The 24,601-nt window shown below is 60.4% G+C and carries 19 protein-coding genes; 7 read left to right on the forward strand and 12 right to left on the reverse strand.

Features of this window, described 5'->3' with window-relative positions:
• Window positions 1–13 precede the first annotated feature (13 nt).
• Window positions 14–2,194: a hypothetical protein gene (locus K0P33_RS11015; protein WP_242155217.1), complete on the reverse strand. Its 2,181-nt coding sequence runs from the start codon at window positions 2,192–2,194 to the stop codon at window positions 14–16.
• Between the two features lie 83 nt (window positions 2,195–2,277).
• On the reverse strand, window positions 2,278–3,069 hold the full coding sequence (locus K0P33_RS11020; RefSeq protein WP_242155219.1) for a LuxR C-terminal-related transcriptional regulator: 792 nt from the start codon (window positions 3,067–3,069) through the stop codon (window positions 2,278–2,280).
• 138 nt (window positions 3,070–3,207) lie between these two features.
• Between K0P33_RS11020 and K0P33_RS11025 the strand changes: the two genes are divergently transcribed.
• Complete coding sequence (locus tag K0P33_RS11025; protein ID WP_242155220.1) at window positions 3,208–4,311, forward strand: polyamine ABC transporter substrate-binding protein; 1,104 nt, start codon at window positions 3,208–3,210, stop codon at window positions 4,309–4,311.
• Between the two features lie 75 nt (window positions 4,312–4,386).
• Window positions 4,387–4,638, forward strand: coding sequence for a hypothetical protein (locus K0P33_RS11030; RefSeq protein WP_094952724.1), 252 nt, complete (start codon window positions 4,387–4,389; stop codon window positions 4,636–4,638).
• Between the two features lie 61 nt (window positions 4,639–4,699).
• On the opposite strand, the gene K0P33_RS11035 is transcribed toward K0P33_RS11030, so the two are convergent.
• Window positions 4,700–6,181, reverse strand: a complete 1,482-nt coding sequence (locus K0P33_RS11035) for a PLP-dependent aminotransferase family protein (RefSeq protein WP_242155221.1) — start codon at window positions 6,179–6,181, stop codon at window positions 4,700–4,702.
• A 78-nt stretch (window positions 6,182–6,259) separates the two neighbouring features.
• On the opposite strand from K0P33_RS11035, the gene K0P33_RS11040 reads away from it, so the two are divergent.
• Window positions 6,260–7,915 (forward strand): M24 family metallopeptidase, encoded by a 1,656-nt coding sequence (locus K0P33_RS11040; RefSeq protein WP_242155222.1) that lies wholly within the window; start codon window positions 6,260–6,262, stop codon window positions 7,913–7,915.
• A 29-nt stretch (window positions 7,916–7,944) separates the two neighbouring features.
• Here K0P33_RS11040 and K0P33_RS11045 read toward each other — a convergent pair whose 3' ends face one another.
• The 6 genes from K0P33_RS11045 to K0P33_RS11070 form a co-directional block, all read right to left on the reverse strand.
• Window positions 7,945–9,684, reverse strand: a complete 1,740-nt coding sequence (locus K0P33_RS11045) for a dipeptidase (RefSeq protein ID WP_242155223.1) — start codon at window positions 9,682–9,684, stop codon at window positions 7,945–7,947.
• A 275-nt stretch (window positions 9,685–9,959) separates the two neighbouring features.
• Window positions 9,960–11,177: a phospholipase D-like domain-containing protein gene (locus tag K0P33_RS11050; RefSeq protein ID WP_242155224.1), complete on the reverse strand. Its 1,218-nt coding sequence runs from the start codon at window positions 11,175–11,177 to the stop codon at window positions 9,960–9,962.
• A gap of 55 nt (window positions 11,178–11,232) precedes the next feature.
• Window positions 11,233–11,880 (reverse strand): MotA/TolQ/ExbB proton channel family protein, encoded by a 648-nt coding sequence (locus K0P33_RS11055; RefSeq protein WP_094953753.1) that lies wholly within the window; start codon window positions 11,878–11,880, stop codon window positions 11,233–11,235.
• 17 nt (window positions 11,881–11,897) lie between these two features.
• The gene (locus K0P33_RS11060) at window positions 11,898–14,177 is read right to left on the reverse strand and encodes a TonB-dependent receptor (protein WP_094953752.1); all 2,280 of its coding nucleotides are present in this window, start codon (window positions 14,175–14,177) and stop codon (window positions 11,898–11,900) included.
• Between the two features lie 24 nt (window positions 14,178–14,201).
• Complete coding sequence (locus K0P33_RS11065; protein ID WP_242155225.1) at window positions 14,202–14,936, reverse strand: energy transducer TonB; 735 nt, start codon at window positions 14,934–14,936, stop codon at window positions 14,202–14,204.
• Window positions 14,937–14,938: 2 nt separating this feature from the next.
• The gene (locus tag K0P33_RS11070; protein WP_005786670.1) at window positions 14,939–15,346 is read right to left on the reverse strand and encodes a biopolymer transporter ExbD; all 408 of its coding nucleotides are present in this window, start codon (window positions 15,344–15,346) and stop codon (window positions 14,939–14,941) included.
• A gap of 190 nt (window positions 15,347–15,536) precedes the next feature.
• Here K0P33_RS11070 and K0P33_RS11075 point away from each other — a divergent pair, with 190 nt between their 5' ends.
• Window positions 15,537–16,091 carry a GNAT family protein gene (locus tag K0P33_RS11075; RefSeq protein ID WP_242155226.1) on the forward strand — a complete coding sequence of 185 codons (555 nt, stop codon included), beginning with the start codon at window positions 15,537–15,539 and terminating at the stop codon, window positions 16,089–16,091.
• Window positions 16,088–17,662: an alkaline phosphatase D family protein gene (locus tag K0P33_RS11080; protein ID WP_242155227.1), complete on the forward strand. Its 1,575-nt coding sequence runs from the start codon at window positions 16,088–16,090 to the stop codon at window positions 17,660–17,662. Before K0P33_RS11075 ends, K0P33_RS11080 begins: the two co-directional genes overlap by 4 nt.
• Before the next feature lie 1,358 nt (window positions 17,663–19,020).
• Here the strand turns inward: K0P33_RS11080 and K0P33_RS11085 are convergent.
• Window positions 19,021–19,647, reverse strand: a complete 627-nt coding sequence (locus K0P33_RS11085; protein WP_094953715.1) for a hypothetical protein — start codon at window positions 19,645–19,647, stop codon at window positions 19,021–19,023.
• An 89-nt stretch (window positions 19,648–19,736) separates the two neighbouring features.
• On the opposite strand from K0P33_RS11085, the gene K0P33_RS11090 reads away from it, so the two are divergent.
• On the forward strand, window positions 19,737–20,669 hold the full coding sequence (locus K0P33_RS11090; RefSeq protein ID WP_094953716.1) for a LysR family transcriptional regulator: 933 nt from the start codon (window positions 19,737–19,739) through the stop codon (window positions 20,667–20,669).
• Between the two features lie 127 nt (window positions 20,670–20,796).
• On the opposite strand, the gene K0P33_RS11095 is transcribed toward K0P33_RS11090, so the two are convergent.
• Window positions 20,797–21,204 (reverse strand): PA2817 family protein, encoded by a 408-nt coding sequence (locus K0P33_RS11095; RefSeq protein WP_083359297.1) that lies wholly within the window; start codon window positions 21,202–21,204, stop codon window positions 20,797–20,799.
• 89 nt (window positions 21,205–21,293) lie between these two features.
• Window positions 21,294–23,741, reverse strand: a complete 2,448-nt coding sequence (locus K0P33_RS11100) for an acyl-CoA dehydrogenase (protein WP_242155228.1) — start codon at window positions 23,739–23,741, stop codon at window positions 21,294–21,296.
• A gap of 191 nt (window positions 23,742–23,932) precedes the next feature.
• Between K0P33_RS11100 and K0P33_RS11105 the strand changes: the two genes are divergently transcribed.
• Entirely contained in the window at window positions 23,933–24,592 is a 660-nt protein-coding gene (locus tag K0P33_RS11105) for a transglutaminase family protein (protein ID WP_242155230.1), read from the forward strand.
• Window positions 24,593–24,601: the final 9 nt, after the last annotated feature.

Below are 24,601 nucleotides of genomic sequence, written 5' to 3' on the forward strand. Positions count from 1 at the left end.
GACAGCAACGACATCAACGTGACTCATCATGTGGCCGCCAAGTGGCACTGTCCTGGCGAATAAGCACAGCGTCCTGGCTCATATACAGCTCAATGTCCTGTTCTATTTCCACGTGGCGAAGCGTGAAGTCGTGCGCGGGTGTGGTGATCGCGCCGTGTTTGTACAGCCTGTAGTAATGCACCTCGCCCTCCAGTCGCAAGCCAGCCTCTTGCTGAGCAACCTGGAAAGCTTCGTCTGGTAATTGCACTTGGTAAAACGACAGCAGCGGCCAGCGTTTTCTCTGCTCTTTGTCTGATCCGGCGCCGACGGCCTGATAAGCACGTCGCATCCCAAGCACTCTCTGGTGGTACTGCTCGGTGCTGGTCTGCCCGGTGATGGCCAGCGACAACTGGCCATCCAATGCAGCTTGTGTGTAGTCGCTGTACTCATAGGCTCGATACTGCACCCGCGTGCGACCCTCCCATTCAATCAAGCTGGGGCCAGCGCGGCCATCCCAGGCGGGGCTGCCGCGCAGGCCGATTTCGTCATCTGTCAGCGGAATGACCGTGGCAGACACACTGCGCGGTTCAAACGTGCGAGTGGAGTCAGGCGCCACGCCCGGCCAGTACGAGCCCAACGCCGCACAGATGCGTGCATCTTCAGTAAATGGGCTGGCTAGCTGATAACCGCACAACATGTTGGTAAACGGGGCGTCCACCAGGCCTCGGCCCACTTCCCAGCCCGGCCCGAAGACGCCGCTGGCGAAGTCCGGCAGCCAGGACTGGCGTTGTGCACGTTGTACCGGCAGGGTCGGGCCTGGCGCGGTGGAGGACTGCAGGTGCGAAACGATCGCGGTGACGCCGCGGTCTTCTGGGGAGAAGTAACCACCGGCCAGGGATTGGTTGATGAAAAAACGCACGTCGGACAGTGGGTTGACCCGTGTATGCCAGACCTCCGGGCAGGGCGGTGTAGGGCAAGGGAATACCTCGGGCGCGCTGGACCATTGCTTGAGCTCCCGTTGCCCGCACAGTGGAAAAAAATCCGGTGCGCCGATGATGGAATAGGCGGCGATGCTCGCCAGTTCCAGCGCGGGGCAGTGCGCACGTACCCAGCCATCGGCCATTGCATCCTGATAATGCAGGGCGCGGTAGCCGCCGGCTTTGACAATGGAGTCGACATCCTGCCGTTCGTTGAGGTCCTCGATCGAACCGTCGTCACGCAGGTGATGGCGCCCATGCACCAAGCTACCGGTGTTCGGGGGCATCATGAAGGACAACGGGCGGTCTTGGTAATACGCCAGTTCCACCAGCGCCTCCTTGGCGTCGGGCACCAGCAGGCCCGGCGCGAACTCATCGACATTCGCCCAATGACATAGGCCCTCGGTAATCACGAAAGGCGCGTTGAGAATGTCAGGCTCTTGCCAGCCGGTATTGCGAAAACGCCTGTGGATCTGGCCGATTTTTTCATTGATCTGATGGTTTTCCAGCTGCACGGTCAGGTCTATGCCGGCCAGGCACTCATCGCCATTGAACACTTTGTGCAGGGGCACCCAGAATTCCAGGTCCTCGTCGACGGGTTGCGCATTCATCGGGCCAAACCGCAGCGGCTGGCCGGTTTGCCGGGCAGCGATGAACGCGCCGTAGCGCGCCGGAATGACCCGCATCTGCGTGAGCTGGCCCTCGACAAAGGGCAAAAAGCCGCGTTGCTGCGGGTTATACAGCGCGGGTGCGGTACCGACCCTCGCGATCCCGGTGCGGGAAAAGCATAGGTCTGCCTGGCGCCCATGCACGGTTTCAGCGTGGGGCCGGTATTCATAGGCGAACACTGCAATCGCCAACTGAGCGTCGCCGGCCAGTTGCTGCAAAGCCTCCAGGCTTGGGGGGTTGGCGCCGTAGACATAATTGAGCAGGTGTTCGATTTCAGCCGGGGTGGGGAAGGCGGTGAGCGTTTCACCTGTGGTCCCGGTGATTACATTGGGTGAGGCAAATGCATGGAACAGCAAGCTGTCAGCTGGGCGCCCCGGCTCGATGCCGCGTGTTCCAGCCGCCGAAAAGTCCTCAAAGCCTGGCTGTGTGCGATTAATCTGCAGGGGTTTGGCAAGTTCTTCGCGCAGGGTGGTCGAGGTGATGTCCAGGCCATGGCGCAGCAACAGATCACGCCATCCGGCAGAGGCCAAGCGGGTGCAAGCGCGTTCGACAGCGTTGATCAAAGACATCGCGATTCCTCCGACAGAGATCAGAGGAAAGGGTACGCAAAGGGGTTAAGCGTGGTAACTGACCGAACGGCTAGGTCCTGCGCCTAGTTCAGCGCGTGAACATCCTGTTTGGGCATGAAGAAACGCGCAAACAGTTCGGACTGGGACTTGATGTTCAATTTGTTGTAGATGTTGCGCCGGTGCACCTTGATGGTTTCTGTCGACAGGAACAGTTTGCCGGCGATCTCTTTGTTAGAGAAACCACTGAGCAGTAATTTGAGTACGTCCTTTTCCCGCGTGGTGATCTGTGTGCCCAACTGAATAATCGCTTCGGACCAGAGCGGTGGTTCATTGAGGTTTTTTTCGACGTCGATTTCAAAGCACATGCGTTGATGCATCAGCGCCATGACCCAAGGCTTGATGATATCCAGGGTGGTGATCTGCTCCGGGCTGAAGCGCACGTTGCTGCCAAATGAAATGCACAGCGTTCTGTCCGCGTCGAGTTGCACGTTGTATTGCACCTCGTCCACGGAGACATACTGGGCGAAATACTGGTGGTAATACTCGGTGGTCAGAAAGTGCTCGGGCGCTATATCCGACAAATGAAAAAAGCCACTCTGCGGGTTTTCACGGTTGGCAATGTAAAACGGGTCGAGCAGGTACAGCCCTTTCACATAGCGCTCGGTCAGTGCGTCCACTTCCTGCGCATCGGCCACTTCGGTCACGCAGATGACGTTGACCTGTTGATCGCTGAACACCAACACCACCCAGTTATCGATCTGCACATATTCCTTTAACACGCGAACCAGAGAGCTCCAGAAGGCTGGACGGTTCAGCTCCATGATCAACTTGCCGGCGGATCGATGCCAGGCCAGGTTGTGCAGGTCGAATGACATGTTCTACCCCTTTAGGGTTAGGGATTTGTAGGCCCGAGCTAAGTACTTGTAGGTATTTACTATTCGAGCGTGCCGGGTATATTCACCAGCCAATGGATCATGGTCATGAAGACCTGTCGTTTTGACAAGGATAGTTATATGAGTCAATCACATTTGCGAGCGCTTTTTTTGGCCTCGCTGGTTTGCATCGGTGCCAGCGCACCGGCAGCGGCGGCAGAACCACGGGTAAACCTGTACAACTGGTTCGGCTTGATCGCCCCAGAAACCCCCAAGGAATTCGAGCAGAAAACCGGTACGCGGATGCACGTGGATGCCTTCGACAGTGCCGAGATCATGCAGAGCAAAGTCATGGCCGGGCGCACCGGGTATGACGTTGTCGTCGCCACCTCGAATGTCCTGCCAAGCCTGATCCAGGCGGGCGTGCTTGCGCCGCTGGACCGCAGCCAACTGAGTAATTTTTCCCATATCGACCCCGAGATGCTGGCCCTGCTTTCGGCCAACGACCCGGGTAATCGCTACGCCGTGCCCTACTTGTGGGGCACCACCGGCATTGGTTATGACGTTGATAAAGTCAAAGCAGCCCTGGGTGATAACGCCCCGGTGGACAGCTGGGACTTGATCTTCAAAGAAGAAAACATCAGCAAGCTCAAGTCATGTGGCGTGGCGATGCTCGACTCGCCAAGTGAAATCATTTCGATCGCTTTGCATTACCTCGGCCTGCCAAGTAACAGCCAGAACCCTGAGGACTACCAGAAGGCCCAGGCGCTGCTGTTGAAAATCCGCCCTTACGTCCTCTACTTCGATTCCTCCCGAACCGATGCCGACTTCGCCGACGGCAATATTTGTGTGGTCGTGGGTTGGGCGAGCGGGGCGCTGACGGCACAAGCCATCAATGAGAAAAACAACACCGGGCGCAAGATTGCCTACAGCTTGCCGCGCGAGGGCGGGCTGGTGTGGTCGGAAAACTTTGTGCTGCTCAAAGATGCACCCAACGCCAAGGCCGGCTTGGCGTTTATCAACTACATGCTGGAACCGAGCGTGATTGCCAAGAGCTCAAACCACACGCTTTACCCCAACGCCAACAAGGATGCCACTGCGCTTGTAGAGCAGAAACTGCGCGACAACCCGTGGATTTATCCGTCCAAAGAGACCATTGCCACACTGGTGCCGCTAGAACCGCTGCCGTTGAAGTTGGAGCGCATTCGTACGCGTGTGTGGACCAAAGTGAAGAGTGGTACGTGATCGGATGAGTGAACGGGGATGTCTTGCGACTGACCAAGGGGGCTTTTGCACAAGCCCCAGAGAGGGAGACAAATCATGGGCCAACGTGATGACCAGTGCGACGTGAAGTCGGACGACTACAAGGCGTACAAGGAAATCGAGGAACAGATCGGTCACTGTACGCCTGAACAAGCCTGGGCCATGTATTACGTCTCAACCGGGATGGTGCGTGAACTCGTCACGCGGGCGGTGATGGAGCACATCGGCAGGGGCAACAGAGCCTTGCTGCTGGAATTCCCTGAACTTGCCCGAGTGGAAGAGAAGTCTCGTTTAATGCTCCCTCTCTAAACGCTGAACGCTCTAACCAAAAAACGCCGATCAATGCTGATCGGCGTTTTTGTTGCTGTGTTCAACGCGCGTTCATGGCCCGCGCCAAGCGCAGCGTGGCTTCACGGATCTCGTCCCGATCCAGCGAAGCAAAACCCAGGCGCAGTGCATTTTCCGACAGGTTCATGGGCGAAAACTGACGCGCGCTACGTACCACAACGCCATGCGCCAGCGCGGTTTCTACCAAGTGATCGACGTCTGTTTCATCCTGGAAACGCACCCACAGCGCCAGGCCGCCTTCCGGCTCGCGCACCTGGATTCTGTCGCCGAATGCCTCATGCAGGCAGCCCTGCAAGACCTCTCGGCGCGCCGCGTATTCTTTTGAAACGCGGCGCAGGTGTTTCTTCAATTCACCCTGATTGATCAGGTCCGCCAGCATCTTTTGCGCGACCGCATCGGTATCCCCCACCACCAGAGCGGCGCTGCGTTGCAGTACCTCAATCACACTGGCGGGGGCCACCACATAACTGCAGCGAAACGTCGACCCCAGCGCTTTGGATAACGAGCCGATGTAGATCACATGGCGTTGCGCGTGATCACTGGCCAGCGGCAGATACGGCCGCCCGTTGAAGTGATATTCGTGGTCGTAGTCCTCCTCAATGATGCAGACGTCATGCACGGCCGCCAAGGCCAGTAGCTGTTGGCGTCGCGCCGCATGCAGGCTCACGGTGGTGGGGAACTGGTGGTGCGGCGTGAGGTAGATCATCCGCACCTTATGCGTTTGGCATAACTGCTCGATGTGGTCCGTGCGGCAGCCTTCATCGTCCATGTCGACGGTGACCAGGTGCGCACCCAACTTGCGGAAGATTTCCCAGGCCGGCGGGTAGCTCAGGCGCTCCACCAACACCACGTCGCCTGGCTTGATCAGCAGGCTGGCGGTCAGGTACAGCGACACCTGAGTGCCCGGTGTCAGGCAGATGTTCTCGGCGTTGACCGTCAGCCCGCGATTGCTGCGCAGCATCTCGGCCAGCGCGCAGCGCAACTCATAGCCGGTACCTTCACTGCCGTAGCGCACGCTATTGGACGCAAAGCTGCTGCGCAGGGCGTTGCGGTAGTAGCGGTGCAGGACCGCCTGCGGCAGCAAGCGGTGATCGCAGGCACCGTTATCGAAAAACAGCGCGTCATGCCGATGTTGGAGTGCAATCACCTGGGCGTTCTGGGTGAAATACGGGACCACGGCTTGCGCGCGGATGGGCGGTGCAAAGGACGGTTGCGCGCGACTGGGCAATGGCGTGGGCGCCAGTTGCGCATTCACGAACGTGCCGCGCCGCGGCTCGCTGATCAGCCAGCCTTTGGTCAAGGCTTCTTCGTAGGCCAGGATCACGGTCTTGCGGTTGACGTCGAGCAGCTTCGCCATTTCCCGCGTGCCGGGCAGCAACGTGCCCGGCGGCAGCCGCCCGTCGAGGATCGCCGCGACGAGGCCTTCGGCAATCTGGCGATAGGACGCTTGGCGTGTGTTCGTATCAAGCTTGAGCAACGGGCGCCATTTACGCATCTGGACCATCTGAAGTATCCAAAACTGGAGGTTCTAATGGGCCTAGTCTAGCGCAACAATCAAGCCTCACTCACCCCTGAGGTTTTTATGCACACACGCCATGTCATCGAACTGTCCCCCTCGGGGAAAACCTTTGAAGCCGGTGACGAACTGTTGCTCGACGCGATGCTCGCCAGTGGCCTGTCGGTGCCGTTCTCGTGCCGACGCGGCGCGTGTGGCTCGTGCAAAGTCGTGGTCACCCAAGGGCAGTACCGGGCCAAGCAACTGGCGCCCGGCGCACCTGCGCCTTGCTACCCGCTGGCCGCCAATGAACTGCTGTTGTGCCAAAGCCATGCCTGCGCCGACATGCGCCTGGAGATTCCCGGCTGGTCGCTGGACACGCCTGCGCTGGAGGTCGAGGCGACGGTGCTGAGTAAGCGCGCACTGAGCCCCGACATCATTGAGTTGGTGGTGATGCCGGATAGGCCGTTGGCCGTGCGGGCGGGCCAATACCTCAAGTTCCGCTTGGTCGACGGCGACTCACGTTGCTTCTCGATTGCCAACCTGCCGGCCGATGGCGATGGGCGTTTGGTGTTTCAGATTCGCCGGGTCAGCGGCGGGCTGTTCTCCGAGACCTTGCTGGGCGACCTTGAGGCCGGCGATCTGTTGCGACTGGAAGGGCCTTTTGGTGCCTGCACCTGGCAGGACGATGACGCTGCGTCCGTGGTCCTGTTCGCCACGGGCACCGGCTACGCGGGTATCAAGCCGATCCTGCTGACGGCCTTGAAACGTGATGTTGAGGTGACGTTTTACTGGGGCGGCGCGCAGGCCACAGATTTTTACGAGCGCGCATTTCTGGACAAATTGGTCATCGACCACGCGCATTTTCACTGGCACCCGGTATTGGCAACAGAAGGCCGGGTGCAGGACGTTGCGCTGAGCCATGGGCACAACTGGGAAGCGGCGCAGGTGTATGCCTGCGGTAGCGGCGGCATGATCAGCCAGACGCGTGCGCAGTGCCTGGCAGCGGGCTTGCCGAGCCATCGTTTTGTTGCCGAAGCCTTCGTGCCCAGTGGCCGGTCGAGCGCCGATACGCTGCTCGGTTCGCGGGATGGCACCTGGGAAAAAGTCGGTCCCCGCTATTCGCTGGACGGCATGCTCGCCGCGCGTGAAAAAACCGTGCGAGCGCTGGCCGCAATCGCCAGCCAGTTGACGGTCGGCATGACCACCGGCGCCGCCCTGGAAATGGCCAGCCAGCAATTGCAGGCCATGGGCGCCTCGCATACCTGGCACCCGACCTACATTCGCTTTGGCGACGACACGGTGCGCCCGTCCCGGGAAGGGATTGACCCGCTGCGCAGACTGCGCCCGAGCGACATTGTGGTGGTGGACCTGGGGCCGGTGTGGGACGGCTACGAGGGTGACTACGGCGACACCTTCATCTTCGGCGAGGCGCTGTTGCACCACGATTGCAGGAAGGTGCTGCATGAAGTCTTCGATGAGACCCGCGAAGCTTGGCTGCGGGGCATGACCGGTTGTGAACTCTATGACTTCGCCGAAGACCGTGCCGTGGCAAAAGGCTGGCGGCTGTCACGCAATCTGGCAGGTCACCGCATCGCGGATTTTCCCCATGCGTTGTTCGGGGACAAGGAGCTGGCTGACTTGGAGATTACCCCCAGCGAAATGGTGTGGGTACTGGAGATCCAGCTCTGTCATCCCACGTTGCCCATCGGCGGGTTTTTCGAAGATATCCTGATGCGATGAGCCCGCCATTGCGGCGGGCTCAAAGGGCGTCAGAGCTTCGGTAACTGGCCGACGCGGCCCATCATTTCAGTGACGATCTGCAGGTCCAGCAGGAACTGGTCGACCGTTTTGAACTCACCGTCGGTGTGCCCGGTGTACTTCACTTCCGGGCGCGCCAGGCCGAACTGCACGCCATTGGGCAGTTCATGCACGGAGGTGGCGCCGGCCGACGTACCGAACGTGTGTTCCATGCCCAGGTTTTCGCTGGCCACGGCCAGCAAGGCTTTCACCCACTCGCCTTCAGGGTTGCGGTACATCGGCTCGGCTACCGAGTAGGTGAAGCTCACCTTAACCTTCGTTTGTTTATCCCAGGCGCTCAGTTTGTCAGCAATTTCTGCCTTGAGTTTTTCCGGCGATTTGCCCTTCGGCACGCGCAGGTTCACGGCCAGTTTGAAGGCTTTGTCATCCTGGCCGACAAAGGTCAGCGACGTGGTCAAAGGCCCCATGAACGCATCAGAGAAGCCCACGCCCAGCTTGCCACCGAGGTAATCCAGGCCCCAGTTGTCGGCGGCATAACGCGCGGCGTCGGTGATGTGGTTGTGCTTGAGGGCGATCTTGCCGTCGACGCCGTGGATCAGCTCGAGCATACGTGCGACCGGGTTGACACCGGTTTGCGGCTCGGACGAGTGAGCAGACACGCCGGTGACCGTCAGCTTGACCTCTTTGCCGACCACCTTGGCCGTCACTTCGAAGTCGCCGCCATTGCGCTTGACGTAGTCAGCACCGGCTTGCTGCAGGCTGGCGGCCAATTCGGCCGGTTTGTCGCTGACCAGAGTGGCCACTGACACCGAAGGAATCTGGTTGGTGGCCATGCCGCCGGTCATCGAAATGATTTGTGCGCCTTTGCCTTCGCCCTTGCGCACCGGGAAGGTGGCCATCACGGTGCCGTAGCCTTTCTCGGCAATCACCACTGGGTAGCCACCATCCAGTGCCAGGTTGTATTGCGGAACCGGGTTGTTTTCGAAGTAGTAAGGAATCGCGTCGCCCGACGTTTCCTCGGTGGTGTCCACCAGCAGCTTGAAGTTGCGCGCCAGTGGCAGCTTCTCTTCCTTGATCACCTTCATGGCGTACAGGGCCACGACGATGCCGTTTTTGTCATCCTCGGTGCCACGGCCGTACATGCGGTCGCCGATCAGCGTGACCTTGAACGGGTCGAGTTTGGTGCCGTCTTTGAGCACCCAGTTCTCTGGCGTCACGGGCACCACGTCGGCGTGGGCGTGGATACCGACCACTTCATCGCCGCTGCCTTCCAGGGAAATTTCGTACACGCGGTTGTCGACGTTACGGAAGTTCAGGTTGAAGGCCTTGGCCAGGCCCTGAATCTTATCGGCGATCTTGAGGAACTCCGGGTTCTTGTACTGCGGCAGGCCGTCGATGTTAAACGTCGGGATCTCTACCAGCTCGCGCAGGGTTTCGAGGGCGGCCTTGCCATACTTCACCCGCGTGTAAATACCGAGCAGACGATTGATCTCGTTCTGCTGGTCGGCGGTCAGGGTTTTGTTGGCAAGGAAGGCCTCGATGGCCGGGCCGACGTCGGCGGTTTTGCCCAGGTCGCCCTTGGCCAGGGTGGCGAGGAAACCACGGAAATCGGTGGCCGGGGTTTCGCTGAAACCCTTGATAATCGTCGCGCTTTGTTCGGCGCTGATGTTGGCGAATGCAGGCGCAGCGACGGCGCAGAGGGCGGCGGCGAACAGGGTGGCGGCAACCCGTTTTTTGAGTGGGAAGTGCATTGTTGAAGGCATTCCTTTGCAGGTAGTGAGTGGGGCGTTTCTGATCAAACTGTCAGAAACATTTCCACACACTACCATCACGAAGGAGCGGTAGGGGAGACCCTGGCGAAGGAAATATCCTACTCAAATGCCCGGACTGAAGAGATTCAACTGTGGGAGCGGGCTTGCCCGCGATGACGTAGTGTCAGTCACCTTCTACTTTGACTGACACTCCGCTATCGCGGGCAAGCCCGCTCCCACAGGGGGTTTGTGGTGCCTCAATAACCGAGTTCAGATCAAGGCTTACCCGGATGCGGATCCGGATACTGCGCCATGACCTCCAGCGCCTTGGCATACGGTCCATCCCACAACTGCTCATGCAATTGGCCTATGCGCTTGGCCATTGCCTCGCTGCGCATCACCACCTCCAGGTTGCGCGAGTTATCCAGGTACCCGCCCAGCCAGTTGCTGGTGCCGACCCACGCCACTTGCCCGTCGATCTCCATGGTCTTGCTGTGGATCACCCGCGCGTAAGGGATAAACCCTTGCTTGGCCTCGGGCAATGTGACGATCTTCACCTGCACGTTGGGCAACACCGCCAGGCTCTTGAGGTAGGGCAGCTCCAGTTTGTCGGTGTTCCAGTTGGAGACCATCAGCTTGACCGACACCCCGCGCGCGGCGGCGGCGCGCACGGCGTTGTCGATCACCGCGTAGTACGGCCGGGTTCTGTCTGGGCCGTAGGACAGCGGTGCGTAGTCGAGCAGTTGCACACGCACTTCTTTTTTTGCCTCACTCAGCAGACGCGGCAGTTCCAACTGCGAGTCGCCCACGCCCGGTGGGTTGTAGCGTTGCGGGCTGGCCACTAGATAGTTGCCGGTGCGTGCAGGTTCCTGGCTTGGGGCAGGCAACGGCACGGGTTGTTTATCCGCGAGCGCGGCCTGGGCTTGCCAGTCCTGATTGAAGATCGCCTGCACTTGGCTGACCACCGTTGCATCACTGATACGCAGCCCGGTCTCGTGGATCTGTTCCAGCGAGCGCCAGTCGAAATTCTGACTGCCGATAAACGCCTGCTTGCCGTCCACCAGCATGTACTTGGCGTGGATGATCCCGCCGCTCAGTTGGCCATACGACAGGACGCGAAAGGTCAGGTTGGGAATCGCGCGCAGGCGTTCCAGGGTGGAGGCCTCCGACAATTTGATGCCTTTTTCTTCCAGCAAAAAGCGAATTTTCACACCGCGTTTGCCGGCGGCTTCCAGGTGTTCAATCACCGTGTCCATCACCGAGCCGGGATGGTCGGCCGCGTAGAACTGGCCGATATCAATGCTGTTTTTCGCGCCGTCAAACAGTTCGATCCATACCGGCCCCGGCTGGCGCAAATCGGCAGTGCCCAGCACGGTGTCCACCGGCACGGTGTGCACCAGTTCAAAGCCTGGAATAGAAAAGTCCGCCTGGGCCAGCGGACTGAGGAGCAAGCCGGTGAGGCCTGCGATACGCAACTTCATCGAAAGGGCCATAGGCGTCTCATCGGGCAAAAAGAACGGCGGGCACATCATGTGCCCGCCCCGGATGTCACGCGGTGCGGCTGTGCAACGGTGTTGGCACCAAGTGCGGTACTTCACCCTGCACGCGGGCACCGGTGGCGGCGCGAATCAGCAGGATCTTCAGTTGATCGTTGATGCGCTCCAGGCTGTCCTGGAAGAAGTTGTGGAACACCACGCAAAACAACGCGATAGCGATACCCAAACCCGTGGCGAACAAGGCCGTACCGATGCCACCGGAGATCTGGCCAGGGTCGGATACGCCCGCCGACGCCAGCGCCTTGAAGGTGTCGATGATGCCGAGGATGGTGCCCAACAGACCGAGCAATGGCGCGGCAGTGGTGATGGTTTCGATGATCCACAGGCTGCGCGAGAGTGGCGCACGCGTCTTCAGATACTGGGTTTCGATTTCATCGTCCAGGTCTTTGCGCGAACCCTGGGACGCCTTCTGTGCCAGCACCGGCAGCACCATGTTCAGTGGCAGGCTGTCGCGGTGGGTCAGGCTTTGCGGCAGGTCGCGCTCGCTGTGCACGTTGGCGCCCAGTACCTCGGTCAAGGCGCGGGCCTGGCGGCGCACGTAGGCGAAGTAAATGCCGCGTTCGATGCTGATAAAAATCGCAATCGCCATGGCGGCGTACATCACATAAAAGGTGATGTCGTGAAGCAGGTTCATGTCCATGATCTAAAGCCTCGCAGTTAGAAATTCGCTTCCAGGGAAACGGTTACGGTGCGGTCCAGGCCAACGATGTAAGCCGGGTCGCCGTCCTTGAAGCCGCTGTAGGTGCCGGCGTTGGTCTTGGTGGTGTACACGCCGTCCAGGTATTTTTTGTCGAACAGGTTGTCTACGTTCAGGCGCAGGGTCGCGTCCTTGACCACCTTCTTGTCCACCGGCAGGTAGATACCGGCGCCGAGGTTGAACACGGTGCGGCCGGAAATCGCTTCATCGTTGGTCAGGTCGCCAAACAGCTTGCTGGTGTATTTGCCACCGAAGGTGCCGTAGAAGCGGCCGTCGTCGTAGCCGATGTTGGCCGCCAGCATGTTCTTCGGCACGTTGGCGAACTGCTTGCCGCTGGTGGGCAGGACGATGGCTTTGCCCGCGTTGTAGACGGTCAAGTCATCCTGCTGCTCGGCCTTGGTGTAGGTGTAGGAGGTGTAGTAGTTGAAGTGGTTGGGCAGCAGGCCGCTCCACTCCAGTTCCAGGCCGCTGTTGTTGACGGAGCCGGCGTTGATGTCGGCGAAGTCACCGTTGATGTCTTTGGACGAGACTTGGCGATCCTTGAACTGCATGTAGAACAAGGTGGCCGCCACGGTCATGTCTTCGTCGGTGAAGCGCCAGCCCAGTTCGTGGTTCCAGCTGGTTTCCGGCTTGGCGTTGATCGAGTCCAGGCCCTTGTCGTACAGCACGTAGTTCTGCGGTATGCGCATGTTGCGTGACAGGCTGTAGAACAACTGGTCACGCTCGTCGAGCTGGTACTTGAGGCCGACGTTGGGCAGCAGCTTGTTGTAGCTCTGGTTACGCTTTTCCGGCTGCTCGGTGAGGCTGCCGTGGTTGGTGCCGTCGCGTTTGACGTTCATGTAGGCCAGGCCTGCCACCAAGGTCCAGTCTGGGTTGATGTACCAAGTGTCCTGGGCCCAGACTTTTTGCGCCGGGGTGACGGTGAAACGGTCGCGACCCTGCACGGTGTTGCCGTTGGCATCGACCACGGCGTTGCCGTCGGGCCAGGTGTCGGTGGGTTTGCCGCTGCTCTTTAGGGCAATGAACGGCTGGGTCTGGCTTTGGCGCGCGCGTTCGTACCAGTAGCCGAATTGCAGGCTGTGATCGCCCAGGTCCCAGTTCAGCTTGGTGGTAATGCCCGGGCGCCAGGTCTGCGTGCGCGAAGGGCGATAGTAGACGCCGGTGGTGGAGGAACCGTCAGCGTTGTACTGGGCGGCGGTGGGCAAGTTGCCCAGGTCGAAGATGCCGCCTTGGTTCGAGCCACGGTTCAGCGCATAGCTGGAAGAACCCACGCCGCTGCCGTTACCCCAGTAGTAATACGGGATCACCGAGAGGGCCAGGTTATCGGCCAGTTTGAATTGGGTGTTGAGCACGCCGGTAAAGGTCTGGAAAGGGTTCTGCGCCAGCGCGTAGTAGCTGTTGAGCTTGCCGTTACTGCCCACCGTCGGGTTGGCGGGGTAGGGGTCGTACTTGCGGCCGTACTGCTGGAACTGGCCCTTGGTCAGCTGGCTGTAGCTGTTGTTGTCCTGCTCGTGGTACTTGAGGATCAGGTTGGCAGTGTTGCCGTTGCCGGCATCGAAGAAGCTGTTCCACTCCACCTTGTCCGCGCGCACGGCGCCTGAACCGCGCCACATCTGGCCTTCGGTGTGGGACACCGACAGCCAGTTGCTCAGGCCATTGACCTCGCCGGTGTTGAGCCGCGCGAAGGTCTTGCGGGTGGCGTTGCTGCCGACGATCTGCTTGACGAAGGCACCGGTTTCTTTGGTTGGGCGAATGGTCACGATACCGATGTTGCCGCCGCTGGAACCGATGTGCGGGCCGTCGGCCTCGGATGAGCCTTGGGTGACGAAGATCTGGTCGATGTTTTCCGGGTCGCCCAGCAGGTTGGAGTACAGCGCGTAGTTGCCGGAGTCGTTGATCGGCATGCCGTCCACCGACATCCCCACCTGGTCGGAGTTGAGCCCGCGCATGGTGAAGCGAAAGCCCGACAGGCCGGTGTTGTCCTCGCTGGAGATGTTCAGGCCCGGGGTGTACTTGAGCTTGTCGATTGCGTTACCGGTGGCGGTCTGTTTATCCAGCGCTTCCTTGGTGATCGTGGAGCGGCCTTTGATGCTTTCTTCCTGCACCATGTAGCCGCCACCCGCGGTGGCCTTGCCCTGAACCCCAATCGTGCCGACGTCACTGTCGCTTGTATCTGCCATGGCCATCCCATGGCCCATGCTTGCGGCAACAAGTGCCAGATGAATACGTGTGAACCTCATCACTGTCGTCCTGGTGTCGGGTGCTTATTGCACGCTGTAGTTGAAGGTGGCGGTGAAGCGCTGCTCATTGCGCCCCCCGAAGGCTTGCTCGGGGAACGGCTTGACTTGCTTGATGCGCCGCAAGCTGTTGGCGGCGGCCCGGTTGAGCAACATGCTCGAGGCCTGGGTTTGCACGCCTGCGTCCAGAACGCGACCCTGGCGATCGACCAGCAACCACACCACCACTTCGCCGCTGGGGCGTTCGAGGGAAGCCTGGCGACCGGTGGGGTACTGCTTGTAGGTGTCCAACTCGTTGCGCAAACCCTTGAGGTAACCGCCTTCCAGGGCCTGGCCGTCGACCTTGGGCGGCGCCGGTGGGGCGGGCGGCGCGGGTGTCGGGGCGGCGGCGGCTTGTACCGGTTTGGCGGCCACCGGTGGCGCTGGTGTAGGCGTGGGTGTCGGCTTGGCGGCCACGACGGGTTTGGGCTTGGGCACCGGCTTGGGCTTGGGTTCAGGTTTTGGCAGTGGCTTTGGCGGCGGTGGAGGCGGGGCCGGTTCGGCCTCTTCGTCCTCGATCACCGGTGGCGGCGGCTCTTGCTCCACCACTGGTGTCGGAACCACTTCGGGCTCTGGCTCGACCAGCGCCAACTCGACCGCCGACTCGTCGTACACCGGCTCGACCTTCAACGTCTGTGACTGGATGCCCATTGCAATCAGCACCAGGGCGATCAGGGCCGGGACACTGCCCAGCAGCTGACGCGCACGAAACAAGACGTACATGTTCAGGACTTACGCGTGGCGATGGACACGGAGGTAAAGCCACCCAGGCGCAGGGTGTCCATGACCTCCACCAGACGTGAAACCTCCACGCCCTTGTCACTGTTGACGATGATCGTTGACTTGGTGTCCGGCTTTTCAGCCGCCTTCAGCGCCGGTACCAGGGCATCGACCGTGAGGTCCTTGCCGTCGAGTTGCAACTGACCTTCCAGGCCCAAGGTCAGGATGAATTTGTTCTGCGGTTTGAGCTGCTGCGAACTGCTGGCGCTGGGCAATTGCGTCTTCATGCCAAGGGCCGGAATCACGTTCAGGCTCACCAGTACGAAAAACACCAGGAGGAACATCATCACGTCGATCATCGGGATCAGTTCGATGTGCGCCTTGCGTTTTTTGGGTTCGTCCCAGGTTCTCATTCCGTTACCCCGTTATTGAATTAGGGGCGACACGCTAACAACCAAAAATGACCGAATGGTTAACTTTAATTTACGTTTTAAAGGCTCTAGGACGTGTCTTACAGATGATTTGCCTTGCAGTTTTGTGACGTAATGAAATTGACACGAAGCGCGCACATTCTGGAGGAATTTATCTTCAGAGCCGTTTCGTATGCCGACTGCATTGCCTCAATTGTTGACCCCGCGACTACGCTTGCGGGCACTGGAAATGGACCAGGCCGAGACGCTTTTTCGCCTTGTCAGCGACCCCGCAATCGCTGATAACACGGCGAATATTCCGTCGCCCTACACCTTGGAAGTGGCTCAGACGTTTATTGGCCAGATGCAGGAAAAATACCGGGCGGGTGGTCTGTTGGGCCAGGGCATGCACCTGCGTGAAACCGGCGAATTGATCGGCATGGTCAGCCTGCGCATCAACGCCCGTCACCACTATGGTCACCTTGCCTACTGGGTCGCGGCGCACTGCCGCAACCAGGGTTATGCGGCAGAAGCGGCGAGCACGATGATGGATTTCGGCTTCACCGAGTTGGGGTTACAGCGCGTCGGCAGCCAGTGCTTTGGTCGCAACAAGGAATCGGCGCGGGTCATGCAGAAAATCGGCCTGCGTTATGAAGGCTGCATGCGCGAGGCGTTTCTCAAGAACGGCGTGTATGAGGACTTGCTGGTATTCGCCACCGTGCGCGACGACTGGGAGCGCGCACTGTGAGTGACGCGGTGGACCAGGGCCGGCGTCGAGTACTGACGGGGCTGGCAGTCGCCACCGCATTCTCAATCCTCAGCCCGTTTGCGCGCAGTGCCGGGGTGGATTACCCGTTCACCCTCGGCGTGGCCAGCGGCGACCCACTGCCGGATGGCTTTGTGATCTGGACGCGCCTGGCGCCGTTATTCAATGCAGCGGATGGCCGTGGTGGGCTGAGTCGCGCAGTGCCGGTGCGTTGGCGCGTGGCCAGCGATGCGGCGATGACGCGTATCGTCAAGCACGGCGAGGTGCTGGCGACTGAGCGCTTTGCCCATTCGGTGCATATCGAGGTCGCGGGGTTGGAGGCGGGCAGGCCGTATTGGTATCAGTTCGATAGCCTCGGCGCGCAGAGCCCGGTGGGCCAAGCACGTACCGCGCCGCCGCTGCACGCCATGGCGGCGGCAACTGTGGGGTTTGTCTCCTGCTCGCACTGGGAGCGCGGGTATTTCAGCGCCTATCGCCACTTGGCGGCGGAGCAACCTGACCTGGTGTTTTTTCTCGGCGACTATATTTACGACAGCTCCTACGCCGCGGACTCGGGCAAGATCATTCGCCCCCACGGCAGCGGCAATGCCGTGAGCCTCACTGACTACCGCAACCGCTACGCCTTGTATAAAACCGACCCGGACCTGCAAGCCTTGCACGCCGCAGCGCCCAGCGTGGCGACCTGGGATGACCACGAGGTGCAGAACGACTACGCCAACCGCTGGTCCCAGGACTCGAAGATTCCGGTGGCGCAATTTCTGCAGCAACGAGCAGCGGCGTACCAGGCGTTTTACGAACATATGCCACTGCGCGCCAGCAGTGTGCCGAAGGGGCCGGACATGCGCATTTACCGGCGCCTGGATTACGGCCGGCTGGCGCGTTTTCATGTGCTGGATGGGCGCCAGTACCGCTCGGAGCAGCCGTGTATCCAAGCCAACGGCAGTCACCAGGGGCACATCGCTTCCAACACCTGCGCAGGCTTGCGCGACCTTGGCCGCACCCTGCTCGGCTGGCAACAGGAGGCGTGGTTGGACCAGGGCTTTGCGCAATCGAAGGCGCAGTGGAATGTGATCGCTCAGGATTTGCTGGTGGCCCCGCTGATCCAGCGTGACTTGACCAGCCACAAGGTGGGTCATTGGACCGATGGCTGGGATGGCTACATGGCCAATCGCTCACGGATGCTGGCGTCCATCCAGCGCCATAAGCTCAACAATCCGGTGTTCTGGGGCGGCGACATCCATTCGTTCTGGACCACCGACCTGCACGCCGATGGCAACAACCCGGACTCGCCCATCGTTGCCACCGAGTTTGTCGGCAGCTCGGTGACCTCCGATGGTCCGCCTTTTGAGGCGTTCAGTCAGATCCTGCCGCTCAACCCGCATGTGAAGTTCTTCGACAGTCGCCAGCGCGGGTATGTCTCGGTGGCGTTGGAGGCGCAACAGATGTTGACGAACTTCCGCGTGATTACTGACCCACGCGATCCGAACGCCACGGTGTCGACGCTCAAGTCATTTGTGGTGGAGCCGGGGCGTGCGGGGGCGATTGCGGTTTGATGGGCTCTTTGGTTGAGCACAAGCTCAATGTGGCGAGCGGCTTGTTGTGGCGAGCGGGCTTGCCCCGCGTTGCGCTGCGAAGCAGCCCCAAAACCTGGCGATTAAGTCTTACTGAAAAAATGCGGTGGCTGTATTAGGGCCGCTTCGCGCCCCAACGCGGGGCAAGCCCTAATGCCGTTCAGTTAAGCGCAGATCCCCTGTGGGAGCGGCGGTGCGACGATTCGACTTGCCCGCGAAAGCGGTGGGTCAGTCAACATCCATGTTTGCTGGGCCGACGTCATCGCGGCATAGGTATCTACACATCTTTTTATGGGTTGAATTCTTTGGTTGTCGCGGGGGGCGGGGTACATATCCGTTGCTGCGGTAACGGCTGATATTGGTTCCGCCCTTACGGCGGGTCACTTTTGAAAGAGCCCAAAAGTAACCAAAAGGCTCTTGCCCCACCACTCGGCACCTCGCCTAGGCTCGGTGTGCCCTCACGCAGGCTTTGGAGCGTGGGCCGCCGCCATGGGCCATCCTTGGCCCATCGCGGCTAAACCGGCGTCCTGCCGGTTTACCCACGCTCCAAAGCCTGCGTTCGGCCAGCGTGGTTAACGGGGCGCCTAAGATCAAAAGCAAGAGCACGGCGGCCTAGTAGCCGACCTGAGTGGTTGAAGCAAATCAAAAGCAAGCCGAGGCGGCCTGACAGCCGACCTGATCTTGGAAGATGAAACTCAATCAAATGTGGGAGCTGGCTTGCCTGCGATGGCATCAACTGGTTATGCCTGATACACCGAGGTGCCTGCATCGCAGGCAAGCCAGCTCCCACAGAAAAGCAGATCTGCTTCTGCTGTGCTTTTGCCCTGCTTTTGCTTCAACCACTCAGGTCGGCTACTAGGCCGCCGTGCTCTTGCTTTTGATCTTGATCTTGATCTGAGGCGCCCCGTTAACCACGATGGCCGAACGCAGGCTTGAATCCGTGGGTAACCCGGCAGGACGCCGGGTTAGCCGCGATGGGCCAAGGATGGCCCATGGCGGCGGCCCACGGATTCAAGCCTTCGTTCTGGCATGCCGAGCCTAGGCGAGGCACCGAGTGGTGGGGCAAGAGCCCTTTTGGTTACTTTTGGGGCTCTTTTCCAAAAGTGACCCGCCGTAAGGGCGGAACCAATAGTCGCCGTTACCGCAGCAACGGATATGTACTCATATCTACCTAAAAACCCGGTCAAAAACTTAGCGCAACACAAAAAGTTGCGTAGATACCCATGGTCATCGCGGGCAAGCCCGCTCCCACATTTAATCTTCGCTGCTTTGGGCATTGCGTTCGCTTAACTGAACGGCATTAGGGCAAGCCCGCTCGCCACAAAAACGCGTGTGTCGTTTCAGGTGATTTCGTAGCGCACCGACAACGTGCCCTTTTTCTCCGACAAGCCCAGTATCGTCACCTCGCCCAACTCGCTCAAAGCCTGCACATGCGTGCCGCCGCAGGCGTAGGCGGGTAATTCACCGAAGCCTACTTCGCGGGTGCCATCTTCCAAGACCATGTGACGCGGGTAGTCCGCGGCGATCCACTGGTTGATTTGAGTTTGAATCGCCTCGGCGTCCATGGCTTGTGCGGCTTCGCCACGAATAAAGGTGATTTTGCACTCGCCCGGCCAGTGATGGGCCTTGATCGGCATCCAGCCCAGGCTCTCCCCGGCGCTGCCAATCAGATGCCCGGCAGAATGCAGGCGTGTGTGCAGGGCGCGGCGCTGTTCATCGACCCGCGCGATGATCGGCCCAGGCTCCACAGGCTGGTCGACGTAATGCACCACTCGGTCGGCTTCCTGGGTGACGCGCAGCACCTGGCTGTCGCCGAGCCAACCGGTGTCGAAGGGTTGCCCACCGCCCTGCGGGTGGAAGATCGTCGACTGCAAGGTGACGGCAAACAGGCCTTCGTGCGGGGTGCAGGCCAGCACTTCAAGCTCGGCAGTCAGGTGGTCGTGGGTAAAAAACAGGCGCTCGGTCATCGTTTACATCCGCATCAGGGTTCTACGGGCAGTATAAATAGTGCGCGGATGGGTGATAATCCGTTCAATTATCAATGGACCTGTGCGTCATGAGCATCAATCTTCCTTTGCCGCTGCTGGGTGAAATGGCGATTTTCGTCAAAGTGGTGGAAACCGGCAGCTTCTCTGAAGCGGCGCGGCAACTCAGCGTTTCGCCTTCGGCGGTAAGCCGCAGCATCTCACGCCTGGAACAGGCACTGGCTACGCGCCTGTTGCAACGCACCACGCGCAAGTTGCGCCTGAGCGAGGGCGGTGAAGAGGTGTTCAAGCGGTGCCAGGAAATGGTCAACGCGGCGCGCTCGGTGATGGAAATCAGCGGCCAGTTCACCCACGAAGCCGAAGGGTTGGTGCGGGTCAGCGTGCCCAAGGCAGTCGGGCGGTTTGTGGTGCATCCGCATATGCCTGAGTTTTTGCGGCGTTATCCGAAGGTGGATGTGCAGTTGATTCTTGAGGACCGGCATGTGGACCTGATCGACGACAACGTCGACCTGAGTATTCGCATCACCGACAGCCCGCCGCCCGGTCTGGTTGGCCGACAATTGTTGCCCATCGAACACTTGCTGTGCGCCACCCCGCAGTACCTGGCCGAGCACGGCACGCCGGACCATCCGCATGATTTGCTTGAGCACAGTTGTATTTACCTCGGCGAAACGCCGGGCGATTCACGCTGGAAATTCCGCCAGGGCGGCAAGGCGGTGACGGTCGGGGTGCGCGGTCGCTATGCGGCGAACCACACTGGGGTGAGGCTGGACGCGGTGTTGCAGCATGTGGGGATTGGCAGCTTGCCGTATTTCACCGCGCGGCATGCGCTGGAGCAGGGGCGGTTGGTGCAGGTGTTGCCAGCGTGGGATTTTATTGCGTCCTACCATGGCGAGGCGTGGTTGCTGCATTCGCCGACGCGGTATCTGCCGCCGAAGTTACGCGTGTTTATTGATTATCTGGTGGCGTGTATGGCGAAGGAGCCGACGTTGCGTCGACGCTGATTGTAGGCGCTGGCTCATGTGGGAGCTGGCTTGCCTGCGATGCAGGCGACTCGGTCTGGAAGTCAAAACCTTGGCGACTCCATCGCAGGCAAGCCAGCTCCCATAGAAGAGCGTTTGTTCGCTGGGATCAGTGCTTGCTTTGATCCTGCGGCATGGCCAGCAGCTGTTTTTCCTGGTTCCAGTCAAACGGTTCGTCGTTCTGTTCAGCTTCGAAACGACGTTCTTCCAAGGCCTGGTATAGGTCCAGTTCTTCATCCGGCATGAAGTGCAGGCAGTCACCGCCAAAGAACCACAGCAGGTCGCGCGGCACCAAGTGGGCGATTTGCGGGTAGCGCAGGATAACCTGACTCATTATGTCCTGGCCCAGGTACTGGCTTTCGATCGGGTCGATCGGCAGCAGGGCGCGCAATTCGTCGAAACGCTCCAGGAACAGGGTATGGCTTTCCTCGGGCACCTGTTCGGCTTCGCCGACGGCAACCAGGATGCTGCGCAAGTGGTCGAGCAAGACGAGATGATCGGCAACGACGTTGGACACGAGATAAGTCCTCAAAGCAAAAACGGGCGCGAGAGTATATGCCTCTCGCGCCCGTATTTATATCACCTTAGCTTATAGGGCGTGGGTGATCAGCGGACTTTACCCTCAGCCTGGGTCAGCTCTTCCTTGCTGAAATCATCCACGTCGATCACCTTGCGCCGCGCTGCTTCGGCGTCGCGCAGGGTTTGCGCTTCGGCCGGTTGCAGCACTCCGGCGTGCAGTGCGGCATCGATGGCATGCTCACCGGCACTCGGTTTGACTTGGCCGCTTTTCAGCGCGGCGTGCAGCTTTTTCTGCAGCGGTTGGCTGGCACCGAGCAAGTCGTAGGCATGTTGCAGGGCGCCGACCGGGTCTTCTGCCGATTGCGGACGGTAGCAGCCGGCCAGCAGTTCTTCGAGGGTCGGGTCGCCTTTGGCGCGACCGATGACGGCGGCTACTTCGGCATCCAGCGCATCGGACGGCCCGGTATGGCGACGCCCGAACGGGAACACGATCACCCGCAGCAGGCAGCCGAGCACCTTGTTCGGGAAGTTGCTCAGCAGCTCATCCAGCGCGCGTTCCGATTCGCCGAGGCTTTCTTCCATGGCCCAGGCGAACAGCGGTTCCAGATGGTCCGGCGAATCCAGGTCGTGATAGCGCTTGAGCGCTGCCGACGCCAGGTACATGTGGCTCAGCACATCCCCCAGGCGCGCCGACAGGCGTTCGCGACGTTTCAACTCGCCGCCCAGCAGCATCATGCTCAAGTCGGCAAGCAGGGCAAATGCGGCTGCCTGACGGTTAAGCGCACGGAAGTAACCCTGGCTCAGGCGGTTGCCCGGGGCTTTCTCGAAGTGGCCAACACCCAGGTTCAGCACCAAAGTGCTGGCGGCGTTGCTCACGGCGAAACCGATGTGTTGCATCAGCAAGCCGTCGAACTCCTTGAGTGCCTGGTCATGGTCTTCACGGCCGGCGAGGGCCATTTCCTTGAGCACGAACGGGTGGCAGCGAATCGCGCCCTGGCCAAAGATCATCAGGTTGCGCGACAGGATGTTCGCGCCTTCCACGGTGATGAAGATCGGCGCGCCTTGCCAGTTACGGCCCAGGTAGTTGTTCGGGCCCATGATGATGCCCTTGCCACCGTGTACGTCCATGGCGTGGCTGATGCACTCGCGGCCGCGCTCAGTGAGGTGGTACTTGAGGATCGCTGACAGCACCGAGGGTTTTTCCCCCAGGTCCACCGCGTTGGCGGTGAGCATGCGTGCGCTGTCCATCAGCCAGGCATTGCCGCCGATACGCGCCAGGGCTTCCTGGATACCTTCGAAGGCCGACAGCGGCACGTTGAACTGCTCACGCACCTGGGCGTACTGGCCGGTCACCAGGCTGGTGAACTTGGCCGCGCCGGTGCCCACCGCGGGCAGGGAGATCGAGCGGCCCACCGACAGGCAGTTCATCAGCATCATCCAGCCCTTGCCGAGCATCTCCTGGCCACCGATGAGGAATTCCAGGGGGATGAACACGTCTTTGCCCGAGTTGGGGCCGTTCATGAACGCCGCGCCCAGTGGCAGGTGGCGGCGGCCGATTTCCACGCCAGGGGTGTCGGTGGGGATCAGCGCCAGGCTGATGCCCAAGTCTTCTTTATCGCCCAGCAGGTGGTCCGGGTCATGCGCCTTGAACGCGAGCCCCAACAGGGTCGCGACTGGGCCGAGCGTGATGTAGCGTTTTTCCCAGTTGAGGCGCAGGCCAAGGGTTTCCTTGCCTTCCCATTCACCTTTGCAGATCACGCCGGTGTCGGGCATGGCGCCAGCGTCGGAGCCGGCCAGCGGGCCCGTCAGCGCGAAGCACGGAATATCGTCGCCACGCGCCAGGCGCGGCAGGTAGTGGTTGCGTTGTTCATCGGTGCCGTAATGCAGCAGTAATTCAGCCGGGCCGAGGGAGTTGGGCACCATCACCGTGGAGGCCAGGTCGCCGCTGCGGGTCGCGAGCTTCATGGCAACCTGGGAGTGGGCGTAGGCGGAGAAGCCCTTGCCGCCGTACTCCTTGGGAATGATCAGGGCAAAGAAGCCGTGGGTCTTGATGTGTTCCCAGGCAGCGGGCGGCAGGTCCATGGCCTGGCCGATTTCCCAGTCGCTGACCATCGCGCAGAGTTCTTCGGTAGGGCCGTCGATGAAGGCCTGTTCTTCTTCGGTCAGTTGCGCCTTGGGGTAGGCCAGTAACTTGTCCCAGTCGGGGCGACCGCTGAACAGTTCGCCATCCCACCATACGGTGCCGGCATCAATCGCGTCGCGCTCGGTCTCGGACATCGGCGGCAGGACTTTCTGGAACCAGCTGAACAGCGGCTTGGTGAAGTATTGGCGGCGCAGGTCGGGCAGCAGCAGGGGCGCGGCCACGAGGGCGATCAACACCCAGAGGATCAGCAGCAGCCAACCCGGTGCGTGGCTCCAGGCGCCCATCGCCAGCAGGTAAACGGCGACCACGCCCAGGGCGGGCAGGGGCGCGGTGCGGCGGTGTGCCAGGTAGGCAATGCCGACCACCAGAACCAGTATCCACAACAACAGCATATTCAATCCTCCGTGAAACCAGGGGCGAAACCACCATGGAGCTTAGTCGGCATCCGAAAAAGCGCGGTGATGAGCGTGTAACGAGTTGTACAGGAAGCACCGATCACCAGGCGCCGACATTTGGCCGAATCGTCGTTATCGCAAGGGCAGACCTGTCGTTAGACTCAAGGCTTCCTCCGGAGATAACGCTCATGGATACGTACCTGCATCCCAGCCGCTTCATCGATAGTGACCACCCTGCGGTGGTGGAGTTCGCGGAAAAACATCGCGGTCCCAGCGCGGATTTGCGTGACCAGGCAGTCAGTCTTTATTACGCCGTGCGTGAGGCGATTCGCTACAACCCCTACACCTTCAGCCGCGACCCAGGCACCCTGAGCGCCAGCTTCGCCCTGGCTGCCGGTGAGAGCTACTGCGTGCCCAAGGCCACCTTGCTCGCCGCCTGCGCCCGCCACTGCGGCATTCCGGCGCGCATCGGCCTGGCGGATGTGCGCAATCATCTCTCGACGCCACGCCTGATCGCTTTGCTCAAAAGCGATGTGTTCGCCATGCACGGCTATACCGAGTTGTACCTGCGCGGGCGTTGGATCAAAGCCACGCCTGCGTTCAACAGCCAGCTGTGCGAATTGTTTGATGTACCGCCGCTGGAATTCGATGGCCTCAACGACAGCGTGTTCCATGCGTTCAATCGCCAGGGCCAGCGCTCGATGGAATATGTGCTGGACCACGGGCAGTTTTCCGACGTGCCGGAGGCATTTTTCTTCGCGCATATTCAGCAGTGTTACCCGCACCTGTTTGCCGAGGACATGCCGATCCTGCTGGGGGACCTGCAGAGCGATTTAAGCCGCGCATGAACCGGCGTA

The organism is Pseudomonas sp. ArH3a (assembly GCF_022648765.1).
Classification (GTDB): domain Bacteria; phylum Pseudomonadota; class Gammaproteobacteria; order Pseudomonadales; family Pseudomonadaceae; genus Aquipseudomonas.

Bases quoted from the DNA above. Each gene is read 5' to 3' on its own strand.
- K0P33_RS11015 (WP_242155217.1), bottom strand. From the start codon at position 2,194: ATGTCTTTGATCAACGCTGTCGAACGCGCTTGCACCCGCTTGGCCTCT.
- K0P33_RS11020 (WP_242155219.1), bottom strand. From the start codon at position 3,069: ATGTCATTCGACCTGCACAACCTGGCCTGGCATCGATCCGCCGGCAAG.
- K0P33_RS11025 (WP_242155220.1), top strand. From the start codon at position 3,208: ATGAGTCAATCACATTTGCGAGCGCTTTTTTTGGCCTCGCTGGTTTGC.
- K0P33_RS11030 (WP_094952724.1), top strand. From the start codon at position 4,387: ATGGGCCAACGTGATGACCAGTGCGACGTGAAGTCGGACGACTACAAG.
- K0P33_RS11035 (WP_242155221.1), bottom strand. From the start codon at position 6,181: ATGGTCCAGATGCGTAAATGGCGCCCGTTGCTCAAGCTTGATACGAAC.
- K0P33_RS11040 (WP_242155222.1), top strand. From the start codon at position 6,260: ATGCACACACGCCATGTCATCGAACTGTCCCCCTCGGGGAAAACCTTT.
- K0P33_RS11045 (WP_242155223.1), bottom strand. From the start codon at position 9,684: ATGCACTTCCCACTCAAAAAACGGGTTGCCGCCACCCTGTTCGCCGCC.
- K0P33_RS11050 (WP_242155224.1), bottom strand. From the start codon at position 11,177: ATGGCCCTTTCGATGAAGTTGCGTATCGCAGGCCTCACCGGCTTGCTC.
- K0P33_RS11055 (WP_094953753.1), bottom strand. From the start codon at position 11,880: ATGGACATGAACCTGCTTCACGACATCACCTTTTATGTGATGTACGCC.
- K0P33_RS11060 (WP_094953752.1), bottom strand. From the start codon at position 14,177: ATGAGGTTCACACGTATTCATCTGGCACTTGTTGCCGCAAGCATGGGC.
- K0P33_RS11065 (WP_242155225.1), bottom strand. From the start codon at position 14,936: ATGTACGTCTTGTTTCGTGCGCGTCAGCTGCTGGGCAGTGTCCCGGCC.
- K0P33_RS11070 (WP_005786670.1), bottom strand. From the start codon at position 15,346: ATGAGAACCTGGGACGAACCCAAAAAACGCAAGGCGCACATCGAACTG.
- K0P33_RS11075 (WP_242155226.1), top strand. From the start codon at position 15,537: ATGCCGACTGCATTGCCTCAATTGTTGACCCCGCGACTACGCTTGCGG.
- K0P33_RS11085 (WP_094953715.1), bottom strand. From the start codon at position 19,647: ATGACCGAGCGCCTGTTTTTTACCCACGACCACCTGACTGCCGAGCTT.
- K0P33_RS11090 (WP_094953716.1), top strand. From the start codon at position 19,737: ATGAGCATCAATCTTCCTTTGCCGCTGCTGGGTGAAATGGCGATTTTC.
- K0P33_RS11100 (WP_242155228.1), bottom strand. From the start codon at position 23,741: ATGCTGTTGTTGTGGATACTGGTTCTGGTGGTCGGCATTGCCTACCTG.
- K0P33_RS11105 (WP_242155230.1), top strand. From the start codon at position 23,933: ATGGATACGTACCTGCATCCCAGCCGCTTCATCGATAGTGACCACCCT.